Origin of the sequence: Streptomyces sp. NPDC020845 (genome assembly GCF_044334165.1) — a bacterium.
Taxonomy (GTDB): Bacteria; Actinomycetota; Actinomycetes; order Streptomycetales; family Streptomycetaceae; genus Streptomyces.
In genome coordinates this window covers 499,405-521,999 of sequence record NZ_JBIRSJ010000002.1, presented here as the reverse complement: position 1 = coordinate 521,999, position 22,595 = coordinate 499,405, and the positions used below count along the sequence as shown (strand labels likewise).

17 protein-coding genes are annotated in these 22,595 nt (G+C 69.0%); 7 read left to right on the top strand and 10 right to left on the bottom strand.

Features of this window, described 5'->3' with window-relative positions; genetic code table 11:
* Nucleotides 1-91 precede the first annotated feature (91 nt).
* Nucleotides 92-3,217: an alpha-N-acetylglucosaminidase gene (locus ACH4U7_RS06240; RefSeq protein ID WP_398526813.1), complete on the bottom strand. Its 3,126-nt coding sequence runs from the start codon at nt 3,215-3,217 to the stop codon at nt 92-94.
* 197 nt (nt 3,218-3,414) lie between these two features.
* A complete protein-coding gene (locus tag ACH4U7_RS06235) occupies nt 3,415-6,960 on the bottom strand; it encodes a S8 family peptidase (RefSeq protein ID WP_398526812.1) in 3,546 nt (1,181 codons plus the stop codon).
* 319 nt (nt 6,961-7,279) lie between these two features.
* Here ACH4U7_RS06235 and ACH4U7_RS06230 point away from each other — a divergent pair, with 319 nt between their 5' ends.
* The gene (locus ACH4U7_RS06230) at nt 7,280-8,248 is read left to right on the top strand and encodes a LuxR C-terminal-related transcriptional regulator (protein WP_398526811.1); all 969 of its coding nucleotides are present in this window, start codon (nt 7,280-7,282) and stop codon (nt 8,246-8,248) included.
* A 4-nt stretch (nt 8,249-8,252) separates the two neighbouring features.
* Here the strand turns inward: ACH4U7_RS06230 and ACH4U7_RS06225 are convergent, their stop codons facing one another.
* Nucleotides 8,253-8,924 (bottom strand): TetR/AcrR family transcriptional regulator, encoded by a 672-nt coding sequence (locus tag ACH4U7_RS06225; RefSeq protein ID WP_398526810.1) that lies wholly within the window; start codon nt 8,922-8,924, stop codon nt 8,253-8,255.
* Nucleotides 8,925-9,055: 131 nt separating this feature from the next.
* Here ACH4U7_RS06225 and ACH4U7_RS06220 point away from each other — a divergent pair, with 131 nt between their 5' ends.
* Nucleotides 9,056-10,066 carry a hypothetical protein gene (locus ACH4U7_RS06220; RefSeq protein ID WP_398527009.1) on the top strand — a complete coding sequence of 337 codons (1,011 nt, stop codon included), beginning with the start codon at nt 9,056-9,058 and terminating at the stop codon, nt 10,064-10,066.
* A gap of 20 nt (nt 10,067-10,086) precedes the next feature.
* Here ACH4U7_RS06220 and ACH4U7_RS06215 read toward each other — a convergent pair whose 3' ends face one another.
* The 4 genes from ACH4U7_RS06215 to ACH4U7_RS06200 form a co-directional block, all read right to left on the bottom strand.
* Complete coding sequence (locus tag ACH4U7_RS06215; protein ID WP_398526809.1) at nt 10,087-11,226, bottom strand: winged helix DNA-binding domain-containing protein; 1,140 nt, start codon at nt 11,224-11,226, stop codon at nt 10,087-10,089.
* Nucleotides 11,227-11,293: 67 nt separating this feature from the next.
* The gene (locus ACH4U7_RS06210; RefSeq protein ID WP_089506261.1) at nt 11,294-11,953 is read right to left on the bottom strand and encodes a response regulator transcription factor; all 660 of its coding nucleotides are present in this window, start codon (nt 11,951-11,953) and stop codon (nt 11,294-11,296) included.
* An 87-nt stretch (nt 11,954-12,040) separates the two neighbouring features.
* Complete coding sequence (locus tag ACH4U7_RS06205; protein ID WP_398526808.1) at nt 12,041-12,241, bottom strand: DUF397 domain-containing protein; 201 nt, start codon at nt 12,239-12,241, stop codon at nt 12,041-12,043.
* Nucleotides 12,242-12,252: 11 nt separating this feature from the next.
* Nucleotides 12,253-13,092, bottom strand: a complete 840-nt coding sequence (locus ACH4U7_RS06200) for a helix-turn-helix domain-containing protein (RefSeq protein ID WP_398526807.1) — start codon at nt 13,090-13,092, stop codon at nt 12,253-12,255.
* 176 nt (nt 13,093-13,268) lie between these two features.
* Here ACH4U7_RS06200 and ACH4U7_RS06195 point away from each other — a divergent pair, with 176 nt between their 5' ends.
* From ACH4U7_RS06195 to ACH4U7_RS06185, 3 genes are all read left to right on the top strand, one after another.
* Complete coding sequence (locus tag ACH4U7_RS06195) at nt 13,269-13,709, top strand: ATP-binding protein (RefSeq protein WP_398526806.1); 441 nt, start codon at nt 13,269-13,271, stop codon at nt 13,707-13,709.
* A 462-nt stretch (nt 13,710-14,171) separates the two neighbouring features.
* A complete protein-coding gene (locus ACH4U7_RS06190; RefSeq protein ID WP_398526805.1) occupies nt 14,172-16,154 on the top strand; it encodes a pentapeptide repeat-containing protein in 1,983 nt (660 codons plus the stop codon).
* 211 nt (nt 16,155-16,365) lie between these two features.
* Complete coding sequence (locus ACH4U7_RS06185; RefSeq protein WP_398526804.1) at nt 16,366-17,730, top strand: hypothetical protein; 1,365 nt, start codon at nt 16,366-16,368, stop codon at nt 17,728-17,730.
* Nucleotides 17,731-17,752: 22 nt separating this feature from the next.
* On the opposite strand, the gene ACH4U7_RS06180 is transcribed toward ACH4U7_RS06185, so the two are convergent.
* From ACH4U7_RS06180 to ACH4U7_RS06170, 3 genes are read right to left on the bottom strand one after another with little or no spacing between them, the layout of a single operon-like run.
* Nucleotides 17,753-18,106, bottom strand: coding sequence for a VOC family protein (locus ACH4U7_RS06180; RefSeq protein ID WP_398526803.1), 354 nt, complete (start codon nt 18,104-18,106; stop codon nt 17,753-17,755).
* A gap of 29 nt (nt 18,107-18,135) precedes the next feature.
* Nucleotides 18,136-18,834: a hypothetical protein gene (locus ACH4U7_RS06175; protein WP_398526802.1), complete on the bottom strand. Its 699-nt coding sequence runs from the start codon at nt 18,832-18,834 to the stop codon at nt 18,136-18,138.
* A 26-nt stretch (nt 18,835-18,860) separates the two neighbouring features.
* Complete coding sequence (locus ACH4U7_RS06170; protein WP_358634562.1) at nt 18,861-19,199, bottom strand: putative quinol monooxygenase; 339 nt, start codon at nt 19,197-19,199, stop codon at nt 18,861-18,863.
* Nucleotides 19,200-19,337: 138 nt separating this feature from the next.
* On the opposite strand from ACH4U7_RS06170, the gene ACH4U7_RS06165 reads away from it, so the two are divergent.
* Both ACH4U7_RS06165 and ACH4U7_RS06160 read left to right on the top strand, forming a co-directional pair.
* Entirely contained in the window at nt 19,338-20,237 is a 900-nt protein-coding gene (locus ACH4U7_RS06165; RefSeq protein ID WP_398526801.1) for a hypothetical protein, read from the top strand.
* A 205-nt stretch (nt 20,238-20,442) separates the two neighbouring features.
* Entirely contained in the window at nt 20,443-22,581 is a 2,139-nt protein-coding gene (locus ACH4U7_RS06160) for a hypothetical protein (RefSeq protein ID WP_398526800.1), read from the top strand.
* Nucleotides 22,582-22,595 lie beyond the last annotated feature (14 nt).

The following is a 22,595-nucleotide window of genomic DNA, read 5'->3' as shown; positions in this document are numbered from 1 at the left end:
GTCATCCGATGGGCCATATGGTCACCCGGTATGCCCCGCGGTGACCCGATACGCCACGCAGCCACCCGCAGCCACCCGCAGCCCCCCGTGGTCACCCCACACGCCACCCGCTGAACTCCGCCGTCCCGCGCGCCACGTTCCCCCCATGCGTCGCGGTCATGAAGATCCCGACGTCCTGCGCGGAGCCCGAGCCCCCCGGCGCCGTCACCGTCCCCACCGTCCGCCAGGTCGTCCCGTCGTCCGTCGACAGCTCGCCCTTGTACGAGGTGGCGGACACCCGCGTCAGCCGCAGCAGCACGGGCGCCTTGACGCCGGTGATCCGCTTGTACGCGTCCAGCGTGCCGTCGCCGTTCGAGTCGTACGACAGCACGATGCCGCTGGACGGGGTGGCGGCCAGGTTCACAAAGCCCCGGGAGCCCGCCGTCGCCAGGCTGTCGCGGGCGATGATGCCCGCCCGCGCCCATGCGCCCGTCACGGTCTGGCTGACCACCTTCACCGTGACGGCGGTGCCGACCGCCAGCGCCCCCTCCCGGTACACCGACCCGAACTCGGCCGTCGCCTTCCACAGGTCCCGCCCCGCCCCGTCGATCGCGAAGCGATCCGACAACTGCCCGAAGACCGCCGCGTTGTTGGTGACCGTCTTGAGGCCGGCGTCCAGCGGCCCGGCCACCCACAGCGTGCCGGTGCGCACCAGCCGCACCCGGTCCTCGCCGCGCGGCCCGAACTCCACGCCGAGCTCGTACGGCAGCGGCTTGAGCGGGTTCTCAAGCGGCTCGTCGGGGGCGGTGGCCCGCCAGTGGACCTCGCCGGTCTTGGCCGCAGGGATCGAGCGGAGCCAGGTGTCGCCCTGCGGTTTCGGGTCGAGGCCGGTCACGGTCAGGTCGAAGTCGACGCGGCCGGTGGCGCGCAGCCCGTTCATATTGCGCAGGGCCGCGGCGATGTCGGCGGTGCCCCCGGGCTCCACCCCCGACGGGGTGGTGGAGACGGTGGTCGTGCCCTGATACGGGGCCTTGGCCAGCGCCTCGTACACCCGGCGCCCCGTGCGGTGGGCGTCCGTCGTGGGCCGGACCGGGTAGCTCTTGCGCTCGCGTGTCCAGGGTTCCTCGACCGCGAACCAGTCGAAGTCGCGCGGCTCGCGCCCCTCGGTGAGCGCGTCCTCCAGCTCGTCCAGGTAGCTCTGCCACTGCGGCAGGTGGAAGTCGCCGATCAGGCCGTTCCAGTCGCGGTTGGCGTAGTTGGCGAGCTTCCCGGTGTCCGCGGTGACCCGGTCCGCCCAGGTGGTGATGAGGGTGCGCGCCAGGTGTTCGAAGCGCTCGGCCTCCGCCTCGTCGGACGCCAGCCGCTTGGCGTCCTCCAGCCAGGGCCCGAGCAGAAAGCCCCGGTGCGCGCCGGTCATATCGTCGCTCAGCCGCATCAGCTTCAGCCACAGCCGGGCCAGCGTCCGGAAGGCATCCAGGTCCTTGCGCTCGTACGCGTCGTGCAGATGCGGGATCAGCGTCCAGGAGCGGTCGGCGAGCGCTTGGCGGGCGATATCGGTCAGATCGTGGCGATAGGCGTCGGAGTCGCGCAGCGACGGGCGTACGTCCAGGAGTGCGGCGAAGGCGGGGTCGAAGTCCGCGAGATCGAAGGCGGGGATGCGGGTGGCGTAGTTGGTGCCGGAACGCGCGGTCACATCGGGGCGGGCGGAGAAGACCGAGTCGTGCGGGCGGCCGTCGGAGCTGGTGATCTGGTACGCGGTGTCGCGCAGCGCCGCGTACGCGTCCCGGGCCCGCTCGTCCCGCCCGCCCAGCCGTACGTCCGCGTAGGTACGGAACCACTCCTCGCGGTCCACCGCCGCATCCCGCCAGGCCAACTCGCTGAACAGCTCGAACGCCGCCGGATCGCGCCCGACCGCCTCCGCCATATAGGCGGTGCCGACCAGCTTGCTGCCCGGCTTGTCGCGCCACTGGGTGAACCGCCGCGCCCAGATATGGGTCTTGGCGCCGATCGTGGTGCGGCCGCCGAAGTTGGGGATGGTGCCGAAGGCGTACGGCACCGAGCCCCAGTCCTGCTCCCGGTCGCCGATCGAGTCCAGGTCCGACAGGCCGTCCACCACCAGCATGTGGTCGTGGTTCACGGCGTCCAGCAGCTCCCGCCGGGGGTTGGCCTGCCAGCCGAGGATCACCCAGGTCGCGCCGGGCCGGGCGGTCTGCAGGGCGGTCTCCACGGCGCGGGCGGCGTCGGCCACGGGGACGTCCCCGGGGTCGCCGCCCTCGTGCAGCAGGTCCATCTTGAACAGGTCGCACTCGCCGAACAGCTCCTGCTGGTGGCGGTAGAACGCGGCGGCCACCTGCGCGAACGACTCGGTGCGCGGATCGAGCCAGTCGGGGCGCGTGAGTCCGTTCCAGGTGCCCTGCGGGACCGTACGCGCCCCCGGGTTGCGCTCCACGAAGCCGTCCGGGACGGTCCCGAAGTAGCCGGGGTACACCGGCCGCATGCCCAGCTCGCGCAGCCGGTCGGCGATCTTCCGGCCTAAGGCGATGCGCTTGTCCAGCAGCTCGGGGCTCACCGGCCCGCCGTATCCGCTCATGTTCTGCAGCAGCCACCAGGGCTGATGGGAGGGCGCGGGCAGCCAGGCGCGCGCCTCCTCGTCGGAGTAGCCGAAGTCCTTGAGGAGGAGGTGGTAGACGGCCTCCTGCCCGGCGGTGACCAGCAGCTCGTTGCAGCCGTGCAGGGCCGCGACGTCGATCAGGTGCTCCCAGTGGTCCCAGCCGGCGAACGGCGCGGTGTAGCCGTCGTGGGTGTCGTTGAAGGCGAAGCGGTGCGGGAGCGCGGTCGACTGCTCGATACGGGCCCGGGGCGCGGGCAGTGACTTGGGCAGGTCGAGCTGGTCCCCGGCCCAGGTGATCAGGGCATGACAGGTGTATTTCAGGTACCAGTGCACCCCGGCGAGCAGCACCGCCGGGCTGGTCCCCGCCACCTCGATCCGCCCCGGCCGCCCCGAGACCTCGAACCGCTCTGTGCCGCCCTTGCCCTCCAGCGGCACCAGGCGGAACTGCTCGGCGTGGTCCGGCAGCAGCCGTTCGAGGGCGGCGCGCGCGGGCGCGGTGTCGAACACGGCGTGGTCCTCCGCGCTTTCCGTTCCCTCGGCGGCCGCTGGGGACTGGCTCCCCAGGGCGGCCCCGACGCCGAGTGCTCCGGCGGTTCCGATCAGCGTACGTCTGCTCAGATCGCTCATGGTGCCCCCCAATGACGCCCGACCCGGGCCAACGGTGGTATGTGAGCGGCACGTTAACGAGGGTGACGGCGTGGCAGCAATGGTGCGTACGGGGTGTCCACCCGTATGGGTCCGAGCGCCGGCAAGTCCGCGGGATGCCTCCGGACGTCACTCCGGGGCATCCCGCGGCGGTGGTGTTGTGGTGTTGTGGGGAGCGGTTACTCGAGGCCGAAGGCCCGCTCGACGGTCTGGTTGATGGTGTTGCCGGAGGCTTCGGTGGCCTCGGTGCGCAGCGTCACGTAGCCGGGGGTTGCCGAGGCGCGGGGGAGGCGCAGGGTGCCGGTGTACTTGCCGGTGTCCTGGGACGGGCTCAGCTCGACGGGGGTCCAGGTGGCGCCGTCGTCGTAGGAGGCCCAGGTCTTGACCTGGGTGACCTTGCCGTCGGTGTTCGGCGGCAGCGTGGCGTTGACGGTGATGGGCAGCTTCTTGCCCGCCTTGACCTGGTTGCGCAGGTTGAGGCCGATGTCGTAGGAGAGCTTGGGCATCGGGATCTGCCTGACGATGCCCGTCTTGGTGATGTTGATGGTCCACTCGGTGGTGGCGGACCTGGAGAACTCCCAGCCGGGTGCATCGCGGTCGATCTTCTGGACCGCCCGGTAGGCGCCCGGTTCGAGATCGACGTTGTAGAAGGTCGTGTAGAAGTAGTCGTCCTTGCGGGCGATCTCCTTCTCCCCGCGGTACAGGACGACGGACATCTTGTCGTCCCAGACCGCGACCGGCAGATGCGAGGACTCGCCGTCGGGGAACGGAATGGCGCCGACGGAGAGGTAGTCACCGACACCCGGCGAATAGCCCTGGTCCATCCAGGTCCCGCCGCGGGTGGGGTTGGCGACCTGCTTGAACCAGTCGACCGTGCGCCGTTCACCAGGGGCGAAGTCGTGCCAGCCGGTGTCGAAGACGGCGATGCCGTCGGAGCCGGCGAGGTCGACTCCCGTCCAGTAGTCGACCTCGGGGCGGGCGGTGACGTACTCCTCGCGTGCGGTGCCCAGCCGGATCGGGACCGTGGTGGAGGCGTAGAACAGGCCGCCGACGTGACCGGTCGCCTGCAGCAGGTTTCCTTCCTGCTGGGCGTGGGCGTAGTAGTTGGCGTCGATGCGTGCGGTGTTGGTCTTGTCCACGGCGAACTTCAGCCCGTTCTCGGGGATCGAGCGTGCTGAATTGACGAGGTCGTACTGGAAGGGGCTGTAGGGGGTGCCCTTCAGTTCGACACGGACTGTGCGCTTGGCGGCCTGTGCGGCCAGCCGTTCGCCCTGTTCGCCGTCGAGGGCGAAGGCGGGTACGGCGGTGGAGCCGGCCGGGGCGACGAGGCGGCCGGGGGTGTCGTTCGCGACGGCCACGGCGGCGGCGCCGTGCTCGGCCGCGGTGTTGATCTGCTCGGAGATCGGCACGTCGGCGCTGCGGGTGACCAGGACAAGCTTGTCGCGGGCGCGGATCCTGCGGTACTCCTCGGCCGTTCCGGCCCCGGCGTCGACGACGGTGAGCGTACGGTGGCCGCTGAACTTCTTGGCGCCGTCGAGCTGGGTGGGGGCCAGGGTGAGGGGCTGGTAGGTCTTCGCCTTCGCGGTCAGTACGGGGGCCGTGAGGGAGGAGAAGAGTTCGAAGCCGGTCTTCTCGTCGCCGGGTGAGGGCAGGGTCGAGATGCTCTTGATGTTCCCGGGCAGCAGGAGCACGAACTCGTTGTAGGTGAACGCGCCGCCTCGCCACTCGGTGGTGCGGCCGGTGTCGACCTTGACGTCGGTCGCCTTGCGGGCATCGAGGGTGAAGGTGAGGTCGCGGTCGACGGTCACCGACGAGTCGAAGGCCGCCGTCGCTTCGTCGATCCAGTTGCGGGCGGCGTCAGGCGTGAAGATGTTCGCGTACATCTTGTACTTGCCCGGTGCTACGCGCAGGCGGGCGACCCCCTGGGCGTCGAACGTCGAGGCAGTGCGGATCGGGATATCCGCCTGGAACAGATACGCCTGGCTGGGGCCGCCGGCGGCGACACCGTCGGCACCGATGCCCTTGATGGTGACGTCGTACATCAGCTTCTCCATGAGGAAGGAGAAGGGGAAGACGACGGTGGTGCCGTCCTCGGCCGTGGCCGACAACCGACCGCTGTAATGCGTGTCCCGGGCCAGGAGGTTCGGGTCGGCGGTGACCGTGATGTCGGCGGACTTGCCCGCCGGCACCGTGACCGAGGCGGCGGACACGGTCACGGCGTCGTCCGGCAGGGGCTTCCCCGCGGCGTTGACGCCCGTGTCCTTGAGGGCGAAGGTCTTGTCGGTGCCGGAGGTGTTGTGCAGGGTGATCTCGCGCGAGACCGGCTTGTAGTCGCCGTCCTCGGCGTAGCGGATCGCTCCGAGATTCAGCGCGGCGGGGGTGCCGTAGGCGTTCTGGGACACGGCCCGGGTCAGGTCGACGCGTCCGGCGCCGCCCTCGGCGACCTGGTAGCCGCCCGGTTTGGAAGAGGTAACGAGGGCTGCCTTGAGCTGCTGGGCGGTCCAGGTGGGGTGCTGCTGCTTGAGGATCGCGGCGGCGCCGGCAACGTGCGGGGTGGCCATCGAGGTGCCGCTGGCGGAGGTGTAGAGGTCGCCTGCCGGGGTGCCCATGGAGGTGCCCGCGGCGCGGGCGGCGAGGATGTTCACGCCGGGCGCCGAGATCTCGGGCTTGACCGCGTAGTCACCACTGCGCGGCCCACGGGTGGAGAACGGGGCGAGCGCGTCGGCCTTGTCCACGGCCCCGACGGTGAGCGCGGCGCTTGAGGAGGCGGGGCTGCCGATGGTGCGGCGGCCGGCGTTGCCCGCGGCGACCACGAACAGTGAGCCGGTCTCCTCGGAGAGTTCATCGGCGGCCGCACTCATCGGATTGCTGCCGTCGTCCGGGGTGTCGCTGCCCAGGCTCATGCTGATGACGTCGGCCCCGTTCCGGGCGGCCCACTCCATACCGGAGATGATCGAGCTGAATGTGCCGGAGCCGTCGTCGCCGAGGACTTTGCCGACCACCAGGTCGGCGCCGGGCGCGACTCCCTTGGCGCCGTTGCCCGCGCCGCTGCCGCCCACGGTCGCGGCGACATGGGTGCCGTGCCCGTGGTGGTCGACGGCGTCCGTCCCGCCGGTGAAGTCCTTGCTCTGGGAGATCCGTCCCTTCAAGTCCGGGTGTGTGGCGTCGACACCCGTGTCGAGGACGGCGACCGTGACGTTCTTGCCGTCGAACCCGGCCTTCCACGCGTCTGGCGCACCGATCTGGGGAACCGAATCCGCGAGGTCGACCTTGACCTTGCCGTCGAGCCAGATCCGCTCCACTCCGCGCTTCCGCAGGTCGCTCGTGCTGTCGTAGCCGCGCCAGAAGCTCTCCGCCCTGTCCTTGGCCACCGTGACCGCGAGCGCGTTGATGCTCTTGAGCGCACGGCCCCCTTCCGCTTGAGAGGGCTTCGTCGGAGCCTTGGCGTTCTCCTGGTTGTCGACGATGACGGGAACCGGCTTGGACGCGCCGTACCCGTTGCTGATGAGGGTGTCGATGTTGAACAACTCGCGGTCGATACGGCCGCCGTTGACACCGGCCTGGGCCGCGGAGGGGATGGCGTACGTGTGGCCGTTCTCCTCGTAGAGCGTCACGATGCCCCGAGAGGGCCCGGAGCTGTCCGCACTGATCGACTTTTTCCCGTTCATGCCGCGCACGGTCAGGACATCGCCGGTGATCAGCGTGGTCCGGACCGGCTTCGTCATCGCCTGCGGGCTTGGGCCGGGCTTGGCTGACCGGCCGGCTGCGGCTGCGGCTGGTGCGGGGTCGGCGGCGGCCGGTCCGGCCACGAGCATTCCCGCAACTACCGCTGCGGCGGCCGTGAGTACGGCCGCCGCGCGGAGTCTTCCGGGGTCTCTCATAGAGAATTCCTCCTTCGGCCCGGGCTGCTGGACGCACCGGCCCGGTTACCGGAGGATGCTGGCGCAAGTGTCCTGTTCATGACTAGGAAGCGAAGTCGTCAGCAAGCGGATTCTGTCCGCTATAGGAATCCGCTAGAGGAATCCGCTGGAGGAAAGGGCTGCGATGTCACGGGAGTTGTCGGCACTGTCCGGCCTCGGGATGCCGGACGGCACGGAGGCGGTCTACCTCGCGCTCCTCAACCGCGGAACCGCCACCGCATCCGACCTTGCCCGCGACACCGGACGCACCATCGAGTCCACCACCACCCTCCTCGACTGGCTTCGCGCCAATGGCCTTGCCCTTCGCGCCAACGTCCTGGCCACGGCCGGTGACTCAGGCGCCGGATGGTCCGCGGCCGACCCCGATCGCGCCCTGCGAGCGCTGGTCCTCAAACACGAAACCGAACTGCTCCAGGTCCGAGGCTCGCTGCCGCACCTTCACGAGGCTTACCGCCGCTCCCGGCGCTCCGACCACGGCGAGCGCCCATTCGATCAGCTGGACGCCTGGGAGGACGTAGGGCACCGCTACCACCAGCTTCTGCGCGACGCCCGCGACGAAATCCTCATGTGGGACACCGCCCCCTACGTCGCCGGTGAGACCGGAAGCATGGAGAAGCAAACCCTGCAACGGGGCGTGACCTTCCGCCAGCTCTGCGACCCCGACGGCCTCACACCGGAGGTGAGCGCCCAGCGCGCCTCGATCGGCGGGCTCCAGGCCCGTATCCACCCCGACCTTCCGTTCAGGGGAGCCATCGCGGACCGCACCACCGCCGTCATCACACTCGACCACGAACCGCAGAACGCCAAAGCCCTCCACCTGCGCTCTTCCCCGCTCCTCGACGGCCTGGTGATGCTCTTTGAGACCAGTTGGAGCCGGGCCGTCCCCATAGGCGGCGACCCCACCGGACTGAACGACGAAGAACGCGAAGTCATGACCCTGCTCGCCGCCGGGATGAAGGACGAGGCCATCGCCCGGCAACTCGGCATCACCACCCGCACCGTGCGCCGACGCGTACAGCATCTCCTCGCCGCTCTCCAGGCCAAAAGCCGCTTCCACGCGGGGGTCGAAGCCACCAGGCGCGGATGGGTGTGAACTCCTACTGGATGTGCTTTTCGGCGGCGTCGAGCGCGGGTGCGAGCGGGGCCAGCGCCGCGCGGAGTTGGTCGGGCAGCGAGCCGGAGGGTACGACCAGCCCTCCGACGCCGAAGCTCCCTGTGGTCCCTGCGGCCCCCGTGGTCCCTGTGGTCCCGTCGTCCGGCCGGAGCCAGCCCTCCAACGCGATGCGCACCGCCGCGGCCACGCTCGCCGCGAGGACGCGGGCGGTGTGCGCTCCGGCGTCACCGAGGCGTTCGGCGATCACCGCCGTGAGAGGGGGCTCGATTCCGGCGGTGGTGTCGAGGAACGCGTCGCGCAGCGTGGTCCGGGAGGTGATCAGCAGCAGCACCTCGGGGTCGTGCTCGCCGGGGTCCGTGTACTGCTGGATCACCGCCTCGGTGACGGCGTCGGCCAGCCGCACCCCTGCGGGCCGGGCCGCGATCGCCGCCGCGATCCGCGCCTCCCGGTCCGCGGTGACGGCGGCGACGATCGCCTGCTCACGGCTGGCGAAGTAGTTGTTGTAGGTGCGCGGCGAGACCCCGGCCGCCTCGGCGATGTCCTCGACCCGTACCTGGTCCGGTCCGCGCTCCAGGGCCAGGCGCAGGGCCGCCTCGCGCAGCGCCTCGCGCGTTGCCTGCTTCTTCCGCTCCCGCAGCCCTGGTGGTGTCGTCACGGTGTCACCCTTCCACACAGGGCTGCGTGCACGCAAATTTGCGTGCACGCACTTTTTCTGCCAGTCTCGCCCCGCCCCGCCCCGCCCGAGACGAGACCGACGGAGAGGACAGCGGCATGCGAGCAAGAGGGATGACCTACGACACCGGATTCGTCATGCACGGCCAGATATCCCGCGAGCACTTCGACGCCGCGGTGGTCCGGCGCGAGCTCGCCATCATCCGCGACGACCTGCACTGCAACGCGGTCCAGATCATCGGCGGCGACCCGGACCGGCTGGAGCTGGCCGCCGGAGCCGCCGCCGAACTCGGTCTGGAGGTCTGGTTCTCGCCCTATCCGCTGGAGCTGGACCCGGAGCAGATCCTCGCGCTGCTGAGCGACTGTGCCGAGCGGGCGGAACGGCTCCGACAGCAGGGGGCCGCGGTCGTGTTCGTCGCCGGGGTGGAGCTGAGCGTGATGAATCGCGGCTTCCTGCCCGGTGGAAGTCCCGAGGAGCGGGTCGAGCGGCTGATGAGCCGACCCGAGCGGCGGGCCGAGGCGATGCGCGAACTCGGCGTGCGCATGAACGCGTTCCTGCGCGACGCCGCGGCCACGGTCCGCGAACGCTTCCAGGGCAAGCTCACCTACTCATCCATCCAGTTCGAGCAGGTCGACTGGGCTCCCTTCGACTTCGTGACGTTCGAGCTGATCCGCTCCGCCGAGGTCGCCGGCCAGTTCCGGGACGCGGTACGCACCCTGGCCCAGGGCACCAAGCCGCTCGCCATCACCGGGTTCGGCACCGCGGCCTACCGAGGCGCGGGCGACCGGGGCGGGCGGGTGCTGGAGGTGGTCGAGTACGACCCGGAGACCAAGGCCCCGGTACGGTTGAAGGACGTATACGAACGCGACGAGGCCGGCCAGGCCGCGTATCTGAGCGAACTGCTGGAGATCTTCGAGGCCGAGGGCGTGGACAGCGCGTTCGTGTTCCTGTTCGCCCTGCCCGGCTACCCGCACCGCCCCGACGCCGACCCCCGCGACGACCTGGACCGGGCCGGTCTGGGCATCGTCAAACTCCTCGAAGGGCGCCGGGGGCAGACCTACCCCGACATGGAGTGGGAACCCAAGGCCGCCTTCGCGGCAGTGGCGCAGCGGTATCGAAGGTGACAGCCCCCGCGCCTGGAGCACTAGCCGCGTAGCATCCGCACCTGGGCACCGGAGAGCTTGGCCCACCAGTGGTCGTAACGGCTGTAGAGGCGAGGGTCGCGGTCGGCCAGCAGCGTCAGCAACGAACGGGCCTCCGCGGCGAGCCCGTCCCACGCCGCCGCCGACAGCTCATGGAAGGCCATGGCCTCGATCCCACCCTCGACCGGCCGCCACACACCGGCCGTATAGCCGTCGACCAGCAGCGTCGGCAACACATCGCCGTTGACACGGATCACCTCCCGGCGGTAGTCCGGGGGGATCACCCGGCTGCGGTCCGCGTACGCGAGCAGGACGCTGTCCCACATCGCCATCAGCCGGGGCGGGGCCGGGGTGTCCGCGGCGGGGCGCGGGGCGCCCGGAAGATCGAACAGCGCGGTCTTATCCGGCCCTTGGAGTTCTTCGACGGCATCGCCGAGCGCGCGCAGCGCCTGGCGTATCGGCGTCCGCTGAACCATGGCGAACTGCGCCATGTCCGCGACCGAAGCCGGTCCGAACCCCTCCAGATAACGCACGAGCAGCCGCTGCAGCGCGTCCGGATCCGCTTCCCGACCCAAGCGCAATGGACCTGCCTGCGCGGCGCGATACGACGGCCGGACCCCGAAGGACCACGGCCCACCGGTCGGCGCATGCCACAGCGGCGCATACGCCCGCAGCCCCCACCACGCGCCGGTCTTCTTCTCGGGGCCGAGCCGCTCCTCGAGCCATGCGTCGAACTCGGCCGTCGTGCGGGGCTGTTCCGCGAACGTCAGCAGCTCCGGGACGAGTTCATCGGCATCGGCCGGCGTGAGCCCGGCGGCGGCGAAGCGGTAGCCGAGCCGGGAGGCGTAGAGGGTTGGCCGCATCGCCTCGCGGAAGCACTGGTAGTCGTCGGCGTGGACCGCGTGCAGGGTGATCCGCATCAAGGTCGCCTTGACGACTTTCTGGCCGGTGAACGCGGCGTCCAGCTCGGCCGGGGCGAATCCGGTCAGCCGGTTCCACAGCGCGACGTACGGCGAGCCGGCGTGCTGCGCCTGCAGCGCGACGATGCGGCGTACGGCGTCGAGGGCGCCCAGCGACTCGCGTCGCAGGAGCAGCTGACGGCTGAGCGTGGCTCGGTTGAGTTCGCGTGCGGTGATCTCCACGACGGGGATTGTGCCGTGTGAAGCGGGGCTGTGGACACGCTTTTCAGCTCTGGTTTCAGCTCTGGTTTCAGCTTTGGGCGTGCCCCCGGTCGAGATAGGCCAGCACGGCCAGCACCCGGCGGTTGTCGTCGTCGGACGGCGGCAGTCCGAGCTTCCCGAAGATATTCGACGTGTGCTTGGCGACCGCCCGCTCGGTGACGAACAGCTGCGCGGCGATGGCCGCGTTGGACCGCCCCTGCGCCATCAGTTCCATCACCTCCCGCTCGCGCGGCGTGAGGTTCCCCATCGGCTTGTCCTGCGACCGCCGGGTCAGCAACTGCGAGATCACCTGCGGATCCATCGCCGTCCCGCCCGCCGCGACCCGCCGCACCGCGTCGATGAACTGGTCCGCGTCGAACACCCGGTCCTTGAGCAGATACCCCACCCCGCCGCTCCCATCGGCCAGCAGCTCCCGCGCGTACAACTGCTCCACATGCTGCGACAACACCAACACCGGCAACCCCGGCCGCGCCCGCCGCGCCGCCAGCGCGCACTGCAGCCCCTCATCCGTGAACGACGGCGGCAGCCGCACATCCACGACTGCGACGTCCGGCTTCAGCTCGGCGAGCGCGCGGGTCAGATCGGGCCCGGTGTCCACGGCCGCCGCGATCTCGAAGTCGTATGCCTCCAGCATCCGGACCAGACCGTCCCGCAGGAGGAAGAGGTCTTCGGCGAGGACAACGCGCACGGCGGCTCCAAGACTTCGTCGGGCCCCTGGGGTGGGGGACGTGACCGAATCCGACGAATGTACCGCTGTGAGGTGAGCGAGGGGTTATCAGCGGCCCGGACGGTCCAGGGTGCCGGTTTTTATGGTGCGGAGGAGTGCGCGGAGGGCGGTGGGGGTTGTGGTTATGACGGTGTGGGGGGCGTCGCTTTCCCGGAGGTGGGGGGTGCCGGTGGGGTCTGCGGCGACCTCGAGGCAGTTGACGGCTCCGCCCTCGCTGAAGCTTGACTTCCGCCATATCAGCCGTGACATCGATGCCTCTCCTAGAGCAGGGGGTACAGGATGCGCTGGATCAGCCCCAGCGAGTCCTTGGCGATGCGGGTCTCCGGCGCCGCCGTGGCGTCGATGGGACGCAGCGCCATGGCTTCCAACCTAGCGAAGTGCCCGTCGTACCTGGCGATGGAGGCCGCGTCTTCCAGATACAGCGTCTGCTCGACGTGTGAGACGAGCGTCCTGCTCAGGTCCGCCACGTTCGGTTCGATCATCAGGAAGCCGGTGCCGAAGGCGATGGGGCCGTCGAACGGCAGGATCTGGAGGGTCACGTTCGGCAGCCGGGACGCGTCGACCAGCCGCAGCAACTGCGCGCGCATCAGCTCGCGGTCCCCCATGGAGGGGCGCAGCGCGGCCTCGTGAATGATCGCGTGGAACCGGGGAGCGTGCTCACCGGTAAGGATGTTCTGCCGAAGCATCCGGAACTCGACCGCGGCCTCCTGCTCCTTCGCGGAGAGCCGTGCGTACCCGTCCCGATGGACGGCCTCCGCATACTCACGCGTCTGCAGCAGGCCAGGGATGAACATCGGCTCGTAGTTCCTGAGGCACACCGCCGCGGCCTCTGATTCGGCGAGATCGAGGTAAGGCTGTCGCAGGCGTTTGCGGAAGCCGCTCCACCACCCCTTGCCAGACGACTGCTCCATCTCGATCAGAGCTTCGATAAAGGTGCTATCGCTAACACCTGACTCGCTTGCGAGCGCCCGCAGCCGCTCCACGCCGATCGTGGTGCGCCCCGCTTCGATGTGGCTCAGCTGCGGCTGTTTCATGCCGAGCCGCGCCGCCATCTCGTACGAGGACAGGCCACTCCGCTCGCGCATGCGGCGCAGCTCCACCCCCAGGCGTCGCTGCCGATACGTCGGGTTGCTTCTGAGTCCCACGGTTCTCCCTTCCCTCGGGCCAGTCCACCGCGTAACCACTCATCGGGGCAAGAAGGTTGCAGCGATGGCACCCGTAAGTCTACGGTGAGTGTGGCGCCAGTCACACAAGGTACTCACCCGGAGGCTGCCACATGCGCACGCCCGAAGAGCCCTGGTCCTACGGCCTGTTCATCCCCCACGACCCCCGCGCCGTGGGCGTCGTACGGGCCACCATCCGCCACATCCTCAAAGCGGCCCGCCTCGACTGCCTCGTCGACACCGCCGAACTCCTCGTCTCCGAGCTGACGACGAACGCTCTGCGCAACACCACCACCGACTCCTACGTCAGCATGGACTGGCAGCCGAAGCCCCCGGACTTCCGCGTCACCGTATGGGACTCGGGCTCGGTCCTGCCCCAGCCCGTACTGGCCGAGGCCGACGACGAGAACGGCCGGGGGCTGGCGCTCGTCGAGTCGTGTTCGGACGACTGGGGCGTGATCGACTACACCGACAAGGACGCGGGCGTCACAGGCAAGGCGGTGTGGTTCGCCCTCGCGCCGCCGAAGCCTGCGGAGCGGCACGGCTGGGCGTAAGAGGGACAGCCGCGCGCGGAGCGGTCTATGGCTGGGCGCTCCGCGCTACGGTTTCGCTGACGCCTTATATGTGGGGTTTTCCGCAGTCGTACCGCGCGGTGCTTGCTGTCGTTGCCCGCGATGAGCTTGCCGTCCGGACTGAACGCCACACTCAAGACTCCTTGGGTGTGGCTGAGGGGGCGCGTGGACCATCTTGGCCGTAGGGCTCTGGATCGCGCTTCTGGAGGACGCGGCGTCGGTCGCGCGCATCCACATGGCCTCGCGGGCGTCGACCATGCCGTATCTGCCTCCCCAGATACGCACCCACGACGAGGTGACCCGATGGATTCCGTGCGTTCCACGAGCGGCACGGCTACGAAATTCGCTGACCTGTGGTTTTGCCGGGCGCTTTGGCATGGAGATCCCGTGTGAAGTCGCAGAGTCCCCAGTAACGCCACGGCTGGCGGGGATCATCCTTGGGACATGACGTCTGCAAGCTCCGAGCCATCCCGCACCCCACCGGACTGGCCGCACTGCGGCCTGGGCGCGACCCCGGAGAATCCGATTGGCTGCCGCGGTATCCACGTCGCCGGATACACCGCGTGCCTCGCGCATCTCAATGAGACCGACCGCGCCGCCTACCTGGCGACCCTGGTCCCCGGCGCCAACATCGACCACCGCGGCACGCCCGTCACCGAAGATCTGCTGCGTCGGCTCCTTGACACTCTGCGCGACCCCACCTCAGGCCACCCTCACCTCGGCATAGCCCTCTTCAGCGAGGTGTCCTTTTCTGGGGGTGCCTGGTTCGGTGGGGCGTCCTTCTTCGGGGAGGCGTTGTTCGAAGGGGCGTCCTTCTCCAGCGGCGCCCGCTTCAGCAGGGCATCCTTCTCTGGCGGCGCTCGCTTCAGCGAAGCGTCCTTCGCCGGCGACGCCCTCTTCGGCGGTGCAACTTTCTCTGGCGACGCCCGCTTCAGCAAAGCGTCCTTCGCCGGCGACGCCCTCTTCGAAGGGGCGTCCTTCTCTGGCGGCGCTCGCTTCGGCGAGGCGTCCTTCTCTGGCGGGGCTCGCTTCAGCGAAGCGTTTTTCGTCAGCCACGCCCTCTTCGGCGGTGCATCTTTCTCTGGCGACGTCCGCTTCAGCGAAGCGTCCTTCGCCGGCGACGCTTGGTTCGACGGGGCGTCCTTCTCCAGCGGCGCTTGGTTCGACGGGGCGTCCTTCTCCAGCGGCGCTTGGTTCGACCGGTCATCCTTCTCTGGCGACGCCCGCTTCGGCGAAGCGTCCTTCTCCAGCAGCGCGCGCTTCAGCCAGACATCCTTCGCCGGCGACGCCCTGTTCGACGGGGTGCGCTTTGAGGCGCCATGGTTGGGACCCCTGGCGTGCGGTGGACAAATCAGGCTGAACGGCGCGGTGTTCGGTGCGCCGGTGACGGTAGAGATCGCGGCCCGCACAGTGACCTGTGTGCGTACGCAGTGGGCGTCGATAGCCACGATCCGCCTGCGCTACGCCGAGCTCGACTTGAGTGACGCGGTCTTGGAGTACCCGCTGACGGTCACTGCCCGACCCACGCCGTTTCCAGGCTACTCAGGCGGATTGCTGCCAGAGACGGAGCTCCGTGGCCAAGAGCCTGGCGTACGTTTGACGTCCGTGGGCGGCGTCGACGCCGCGCAGCTGGTGTTGCACGACATCGACCTCAGTGTCTGCCGGTTTGTCGGGGCCATCCACCTCGACCAGCTCCGAGTGGACGGCTGGTGTACCTTCGCCGAAACCCCCTCCCGTCCCAGGTGGTACCGGCGCTCACTCTGGCGGTGGAGCCCACGGCGCACCCTGGCCGAGGAACACCACTGGCGCGCCCAGGCCGCCCGCCCCGCCCTCACCCGCGGCTGGACGCCCCCGCCTGACACTGTCGCCGTCTTACAACCGGCCGCGCTGGCCGCGCTGTACCGGCAGGTGCGCAAGTCGCTGGAGGACGGCAAGAATGAGCCGGATGCCGCCGACTTCTATTTCGGCGAGATGGAGATGCGCCGTCACGACGCCTCACGGTCAGCTGGCGAACGCGTGTTGCTGACCATCTATTGGGCCCTCTCCGGCTACGGACTGCGCTCCATCCGCGCCCTGGCCTGTCTCGGGGCTGCCATGACAGCCAGCCTGCTGGCACTGATGCTGTGGGGCCTGCCCACCGCTGACCCGAAGCCGGAGATCACCGGCCGCCAGGTCGCAGTCGGGCAGGACATCAACCTCACCACTGACACCCCCGATCCGACAAACCCGGACGGGCCGTGGGCCAAGCGCCTCACGACCGAGCGTTTCGAGAAGGCCCTGCGCGTGGTCATAAACTCCGTGGTGTTCCGTTCCTCCGGCGCGGACCTCACCACCACCGGCACCTACACCGAGATGGCCTCCCGCATCACCGAACCCGTCCTGCTTGGTCTTGCGGTCCTGGCCATCCGCAGCCGCGTCAAACGCTGATTCTGTCCCACAGCACACAGCCACACCAGAGCCGTTCGAGGCCTGCCCTACGACGTCTCCCCCATTTCGTCACCGGACGGACCGCTTTTCATCGGTTCGCCTCCTACGGGCACGATGGAAGACGGCGATACCGTGGGGAACCGTTCTCTCGGATTCCGCGTGATGTCCTGACGTGCTAGTGGCTGCTGGTGGGCGACCAAAGGGGGATCGGGTGAGGGCTCGAGTGCGGGCGATGGTGGGCGTGGCGGTGTCGCTTTCGGTGGCGCTGGTGGCGTGTGGGCCGGAGAAGGAGAAGGAGTGGACGGGGGCGGAGCCTTCTCAGGGGTCCGCGGCCGAGGCCGCGCGGTTCGCGCCGTTGGTGCGGCTGGCCAAGGGGGAGTCGCTGTTGCCGATGGACGCGACGCGGTTCATCGGGCGGTCCGCGCTGCGCTTCGACCACGAGGGCTTCTGCCGTGACGAGGGACCGGTGGCCGATCCGCCCGACCCGCGGCGGTTGGGGAGCAAGGACAGTCCCTACAAGCACGCGGAGGTGCAGCCGGGGAAGTCGTCGTCCAAGCCGGTGTCCTGCCCCGGACACGGGGATAAGTGGCACACCTCGACCGAGGCCGACGGCGGTTTCTATCTCGACCCGCCGAAGGAGGTGCGGAAGGGCGAGGGCACTGACGCTCCGGTCTACTGGGAGTACCACAAGCACAAGACCGACCCGAAGCGCGCGGCGTATGTGTACTGGTTCTTCTACGCCTACAACAACCTGCTCGGGGGCAACCGGCACGAGGGCGACTGGGAGCGCGTCGCGGTCCAACTGCGTGACGGCAAGCCGGAGGCCGTGACCTTCGCGAAGCACGGCGGCGATCCGTGCAGCGTGAAGTGGTCGGACCTGGACCCGCAGGACGGGCATCCGACGGTGTACTCGGCGCGTGGTTCACACGGTTCCTACCCGACCACGGGATACCACTGGGTGAAGCCCACGTTCGACCGGACCTCGAAGGGTGCGGAGTGGCACACATGGGACAACGCCCGCCCCGTCGACCGCGAGCCCTGGTGGGGGTACTCGGGGTGGTGGGGTTCGCAGCAGCATGTGAAGGGCTTCAACGGGCCGATGGGCCCGTCCCCGAAGCGTCTGCTGCCGGGCATCTTCACCAACGACAGTTGTGGGCCCGCCGACAAGAAGCCGACGGATCCGCCCAAGGACCAGCCCACGGACCAGCCCACGGACCAGGCCGCGCCCAGGACGAAGGAAGGGGCGATCCGGCGGTACGAGGAGTACCTGCACGCCGTGGGTCGGGAGGACATCAAGACCGTCTGCGAGATTGCCGGGCCCGCGGCGAAGCAGGCGGAGGATCAGGGGTTCGGCCCGTGCACGTCCACGTTCCTCGTCACGTTCCAGATGATCTCGCCCACGCAGAAGAAGGCTCTGCAGACCGCGACGGTCGACCCGCAGAAGGTCGTCGTACGAACCCCCGACAAGTTCGACATCCCGGCCGCGGCGGTCAAGGCCTCCGTCACCTTCTCCGAAAACGAGATCGGGACCAGCACCCTGGAGTACCTGAAGGACAACTGGTACATCACTGACTGAGCGCGCGCGGCGCGCCGGGGCGTCAGCGGTGGCTCAGGACGTTGACCACGCGGCCGTTGGGGTCGCGGACGAAGAAGCGGCGGACGCCCCACTCCTCGTCCTGGAGGGGGTGGACGATCTCCGCGCCGGCCTCGCGCATCACCGCGTACGCCGCGTCGACGTCGTCCACCTCGACGCTGATGTCGGGCGAGACGGGTGCGGTCTTGTCGCTCGTCATAAAGCTGACCTGGGCCGCCGGGGTGGTGGGGGAGGCGAGGGTCATGATCCAACCGTGGTTCATGACCTCCTCGAAGCCCAGCCGGCCGTAGAAGTCCCGGTTCTGCTCCATGTCCTCGTCCTCGGAATGGACGATCGGCATGACGCGGCGGATGGTCATTGACAGCTCCCCTTTTCCGACAGGCGACTTCACGCGGTGCTGGTCGCCCGCCTCATTTTCCTCCGCAGTACCACGGAGCCGACCAGCACCACCAGACCCGTACCCCAGACGGTCATCGCCGCAGTGGCGGATTCGTTGACGTGCTGGCCATTGCCCTCCGCCTGGGGCAGTCCGGCGGTCGCGTAGTGGGGGAGCAGCAGGAGACCCACCCCGACCGCGGACAGTACCGCCCAGCCGAGGGCGTCGCGGCGGGACGAGCGGGCTGCGAGCAGGGCGGCGGCCGTCAGGGCGAGGGCGCAGCCGAGGGCGGGGAGGACGGTGTAGGTCAGCCATTCGGAGAGCAGGGGCTGCCAGTACCACTCCGTGTCGGGCCTCGGCTCGTCGAAGTAGTAGAGGGTGCGGGGCTGGGGCGGGCCCGTGAAGTCGCGGATCGTGCCGGGGGTGATGCCGGCCAGCAGGCCGCCGGTGAAGGCGAGGCTTGCCGTAGGGACCCGGCTGCCACCGGGCTGCGTGGACGTTTTCCCGAGCCGCAGGAACCAGACCGCGCACCAGCCCGCCAGGAGCCCCAGTACGACCCCCTTGGCCGCGCCGTAGCCGATCGGTGTCCAGACGTTCCAGGGGTAGTTGCGCATATGCTCGGCGCGCCAGCTCCCCGCCAGGCCCCAGGCGAGCGTGCCCGCCGCCACGGCCCAGGGAACCACTCCGGCGGGGCGTTTCGTTTCGTTCATCGCCAAAGCGGACGCGCTCGCCGTCCTTATGGTTGCGGGTAGTCGCTGATCATGGTGTTGAAGTAGCCCTCGGGGAGTTCTTCCAGGTAGTCCAGCAGATTGGCCAGGAAGTCGCGAAGCGGCGGGCGGGCGTTGTGGCGGTCGAGGTCTTCCTGGGTGCGCCAGACCTCGTACAGGAAGAGGCGGCCGTCCTCGTGCTCGTGGAGGTGGTACTGGAGGTTGCCCTCTTCCTGGCGGGTGGGTTCCACGAGGGAGGACAGGAGCTGTCTGACCTCGTCGGCGCGCTCCGGCTTCGGGCGCAGGAAGCCGTAGAGGGAGAGGGGCGTCTGGGTGGCCGTCGGCGTGGGCGTCGTGGTCGTCGTCATGGGGCAACGCTAAAGTCTGACATGGGTGTGAAGGTCAAGTCAGGTGGCGGCGGTATGCGGAACCCGGCACACTCCTTGTCGCGTCCCGTCGTATGACGCCTGTTCAAGCCATCTGTCATGGGGGAGAGTTCACCGCGTATGAGCCACAACCAGCCGCCGCCAGGACCGTACGGCCCGCCTCCGGCACAGCCGCCGGGCCCGCCGTCCGGCCAGCCCCTGCAGGGGGTCCCGAATCCGTACGCGCAGGGGATCCCGAACCCGGCCCCGAATCCGTATGCCCAGGGCGGCGGCCCGTACGCCGCACCGCAGCCCGGCTACGGCTACCCACAGCAGCCGGGGTACGGCTACCCGCAGACCCCGCAGACCCCGCAGCCCCCGCAGGGCGGCGGCAAGGGCAAGACGACGGGCCTGGTGATCGGTGCCGTTGTCGTGATCGGGGCGATCGTCGGGGGTGTCGTGCTGCTGGGGGGCGGCGACGACGGGAAGCTGACCGACGACGGCAAGGAGTACAGGCTCACCGCGCCCCGGACCGTGCTCGGCGAATACACGAATGACGGAGGCGACAGCACCGCGAAACCGCTGGACGCCGAGGAGGCGGAGGCGTTCGGCCTGACGGCCGGTACGGGGGTGAACGCGGAGTGGGCCACCTCCGGTGACGCGAAGAAACTCGAGATGCTGGGCGCCTACGGGGACGTGAAGGACCCGGAGAAGTCCGTCGACGCCTTCTTCAGCAACCTGAAGAAGAGGGCCGAGACGGCGGGCAGTGGGGACAGTGACGCCCTGGTGGTGGGCAGCCCGGAGGCCAAGTCGCCCGAGGGCTTCGACAACGGCGTCATGAAGTGCCAGATGATCAAGGCGAAGGAGGAGCCGGACCCGGATGAGCCCAGCACGCTGGCGCTGTGCGCATGGGCCGACTTCGACACGGTGGCCGTGGTGGTGCCGCACGAGGGGACGAAGAGTCTGACGCTCGACGAGTCCGCCAAGATCGCCGCTGATCTCCGCAGGGAAGTGCGGGTGGAGGTCCCGAAATCATCGTGACGTAGATCATGGGTGAGTCGGGTCACAAAGATGCCGTGGTGGATGTTACCCGATTTTCCCATTCCTTATGACGGATTTCTTTCGACATCATGAACTGGGCCGAGAAATCGGCCCGTTCCTCCAGGCCAGAGGTACTGTCGCGGTTCGACCTACGTACCGCTGCCGCTCAGCCATGGGGGAAACCGTGCTCACGTATCACCAGGTCATGACAGCTGATCTGTCGTACCTGGAGACCGCCGCGGGGCAATGGAAGGAGGCCGCGAAGCAGTTCTCGGACGCTCAGAAGGTCTACCGGAGGGATGTCAAATCGGTAGGCACTGACGGAAGCTGGCGCGGCCAGGCGAATTTCGTCGCCACGGACACGATGGATGTCACGGACGAGCAATTCACCGCCGCCCAGAAGGAGGCGAAGGCCGTTTCCTCACTGCTGACCGACGCCCACCACCAGTTCGTGGAATTGCGCGGGAAGGTGAAGTCCGCGGTGGCGGACGCGGTGAAGGCCGGAATGAAGGTCTCGGACGCCGGAATCGCGAGTTACGACTTCTCGAAGGCGAGCGCGGCGGACGCCAATGCCGCGCGGCACGATCCGGGCCTGCACCGGACCGAGCAGTCGTGGACCGAACACATCGCGGCGGCGGTCAAAGCGGTCGATGACGCCGACCAGGGTGTGAAGCTCGCGCTGAAGGCGGCGGTGCGGGATCCCAACCCGCTCGACGGAGCCGTCAACGGGTTCAACGGCGAGGCGGAAGGCGACATCGAGAAGGTCGAGGCCAAGGAGGCACAGGAGCTCGCGACCAAGCTCAACTCCGGCGACAAGCTCAGCGGCAAGGAGCTGGCCGAATTCCAGCGGCTGTTCCGGGACAACGAGCACGACAAGGCGTTCAGCCAGACCTTCCTGGCGGGCATGGGCCCCAAGGGCGTCATCGAGCTGAACAACAAGTTCCACGGCCTCGGCAAGGGCGATGACAAGAAGGAATTCACCGCCCTCCAGGAAGGCGTGGCGACATCGATCGCCACGGCCACCAAGTCTCCCTCCGACCCCTTCTACAAGAAATGGCGCGAGGGCCTGTGCAAGGTCGGCGACGAGAACTTCAGCGAGAAGCTGAACCCGCTCACCGGCTATCAGTCGTTCGCCGATCTGATGACGCACGGCAAGAATTACGGGAAGCAATTCCTGACCGACGTCGCCGACGACATCATCACCACGGAGCAGAAGGACGACTTCGGTACCGGCCGGTGGAAGCATCTGAACGCGGGCCACGGGGACTACACGGGCGACCCGCTCGACACCGTGCTCGGCATCATGGGCAAGCAGCCCGACGTCGCGACGTCCTATCTCGATCCCGGGGCGGACGGCGAGAACGAGCGACTGAAGTATCTGCTCCAGGACCGCGACTGGCCCTCGTGGGAGACCGCCACCGGCTATGGCACCGCCGTCAGGGACGACCCGGCGAACCGCCTGGGCCTGGGCGCGGCGCTGGAGGCGGCCGCCACCGGCCATGCGCCGGGCACCGAGCATCCGCTGGGCGGGCACACCGAGGCCGAGGCGCGGGTCATGCACGACACCATCAAGCTGCTCAACAAGGACTGGCGCGGCGACGAGATGCCCGCGAATCTGCGGTCGAGCCTGGGCCATATGCTCATGGACTACACGCCCGACACCCACGAGATCCTGTCCCGCACCAACGAGAACTACAAGGTCAACGCGGACGGCGACGGGGTGTGGAAGGACGACGGCACGGTCCGCATGGCCGTGTCCCCCGAGGAGCTGTCCCGCATCATGCGCGGCGTGTCGGAGGACCCCGCCGCCTACGCCGGGATGTACGTCGCCGAGCGGCAGTACGCGGCCCAGACGCTGGCCGGCACCGACTTCAAGCACCCGAACGACCGCACCGCCGCCATCAACGCCGCCTCCTCCGCCTTCGGCTTCTACGACGGGGTCAGCTCCGATATCGCCTTCGACAAGAGGGACAAGGCGGTGCAGTGGGCCTCGGACGTCCGTACGGCCGCCTTCATCGTCCCCGGATTCGCGCTCAACTTCGTGCCGTCGTCGCCCGCCGCGGTGCCGATCCTCGGCGACGCGGCCCAGTCCATCCTGTACGCGGGCATGTACGAATGGGGCAAGGACCAGGTCGCCCAGGCCAATCAGTCGGCGGCGCTGGACAACATGAAGACCTTCGACGTCGGTCAGCGGCAGGTGGACGCCCTCGTCGTGGGCTGGAGCAAGGAACATGGCGAGGACGCCGACAGCGGCCTCACCAAGACCCTCGTCGGCTCCGGGCAGGAACGCCACGACAGCGCGCGGCGGGAGGCGCTGCAGGCCCTGGGGCGGCCGGGGTTCTAGCGGCCGGCCACCGG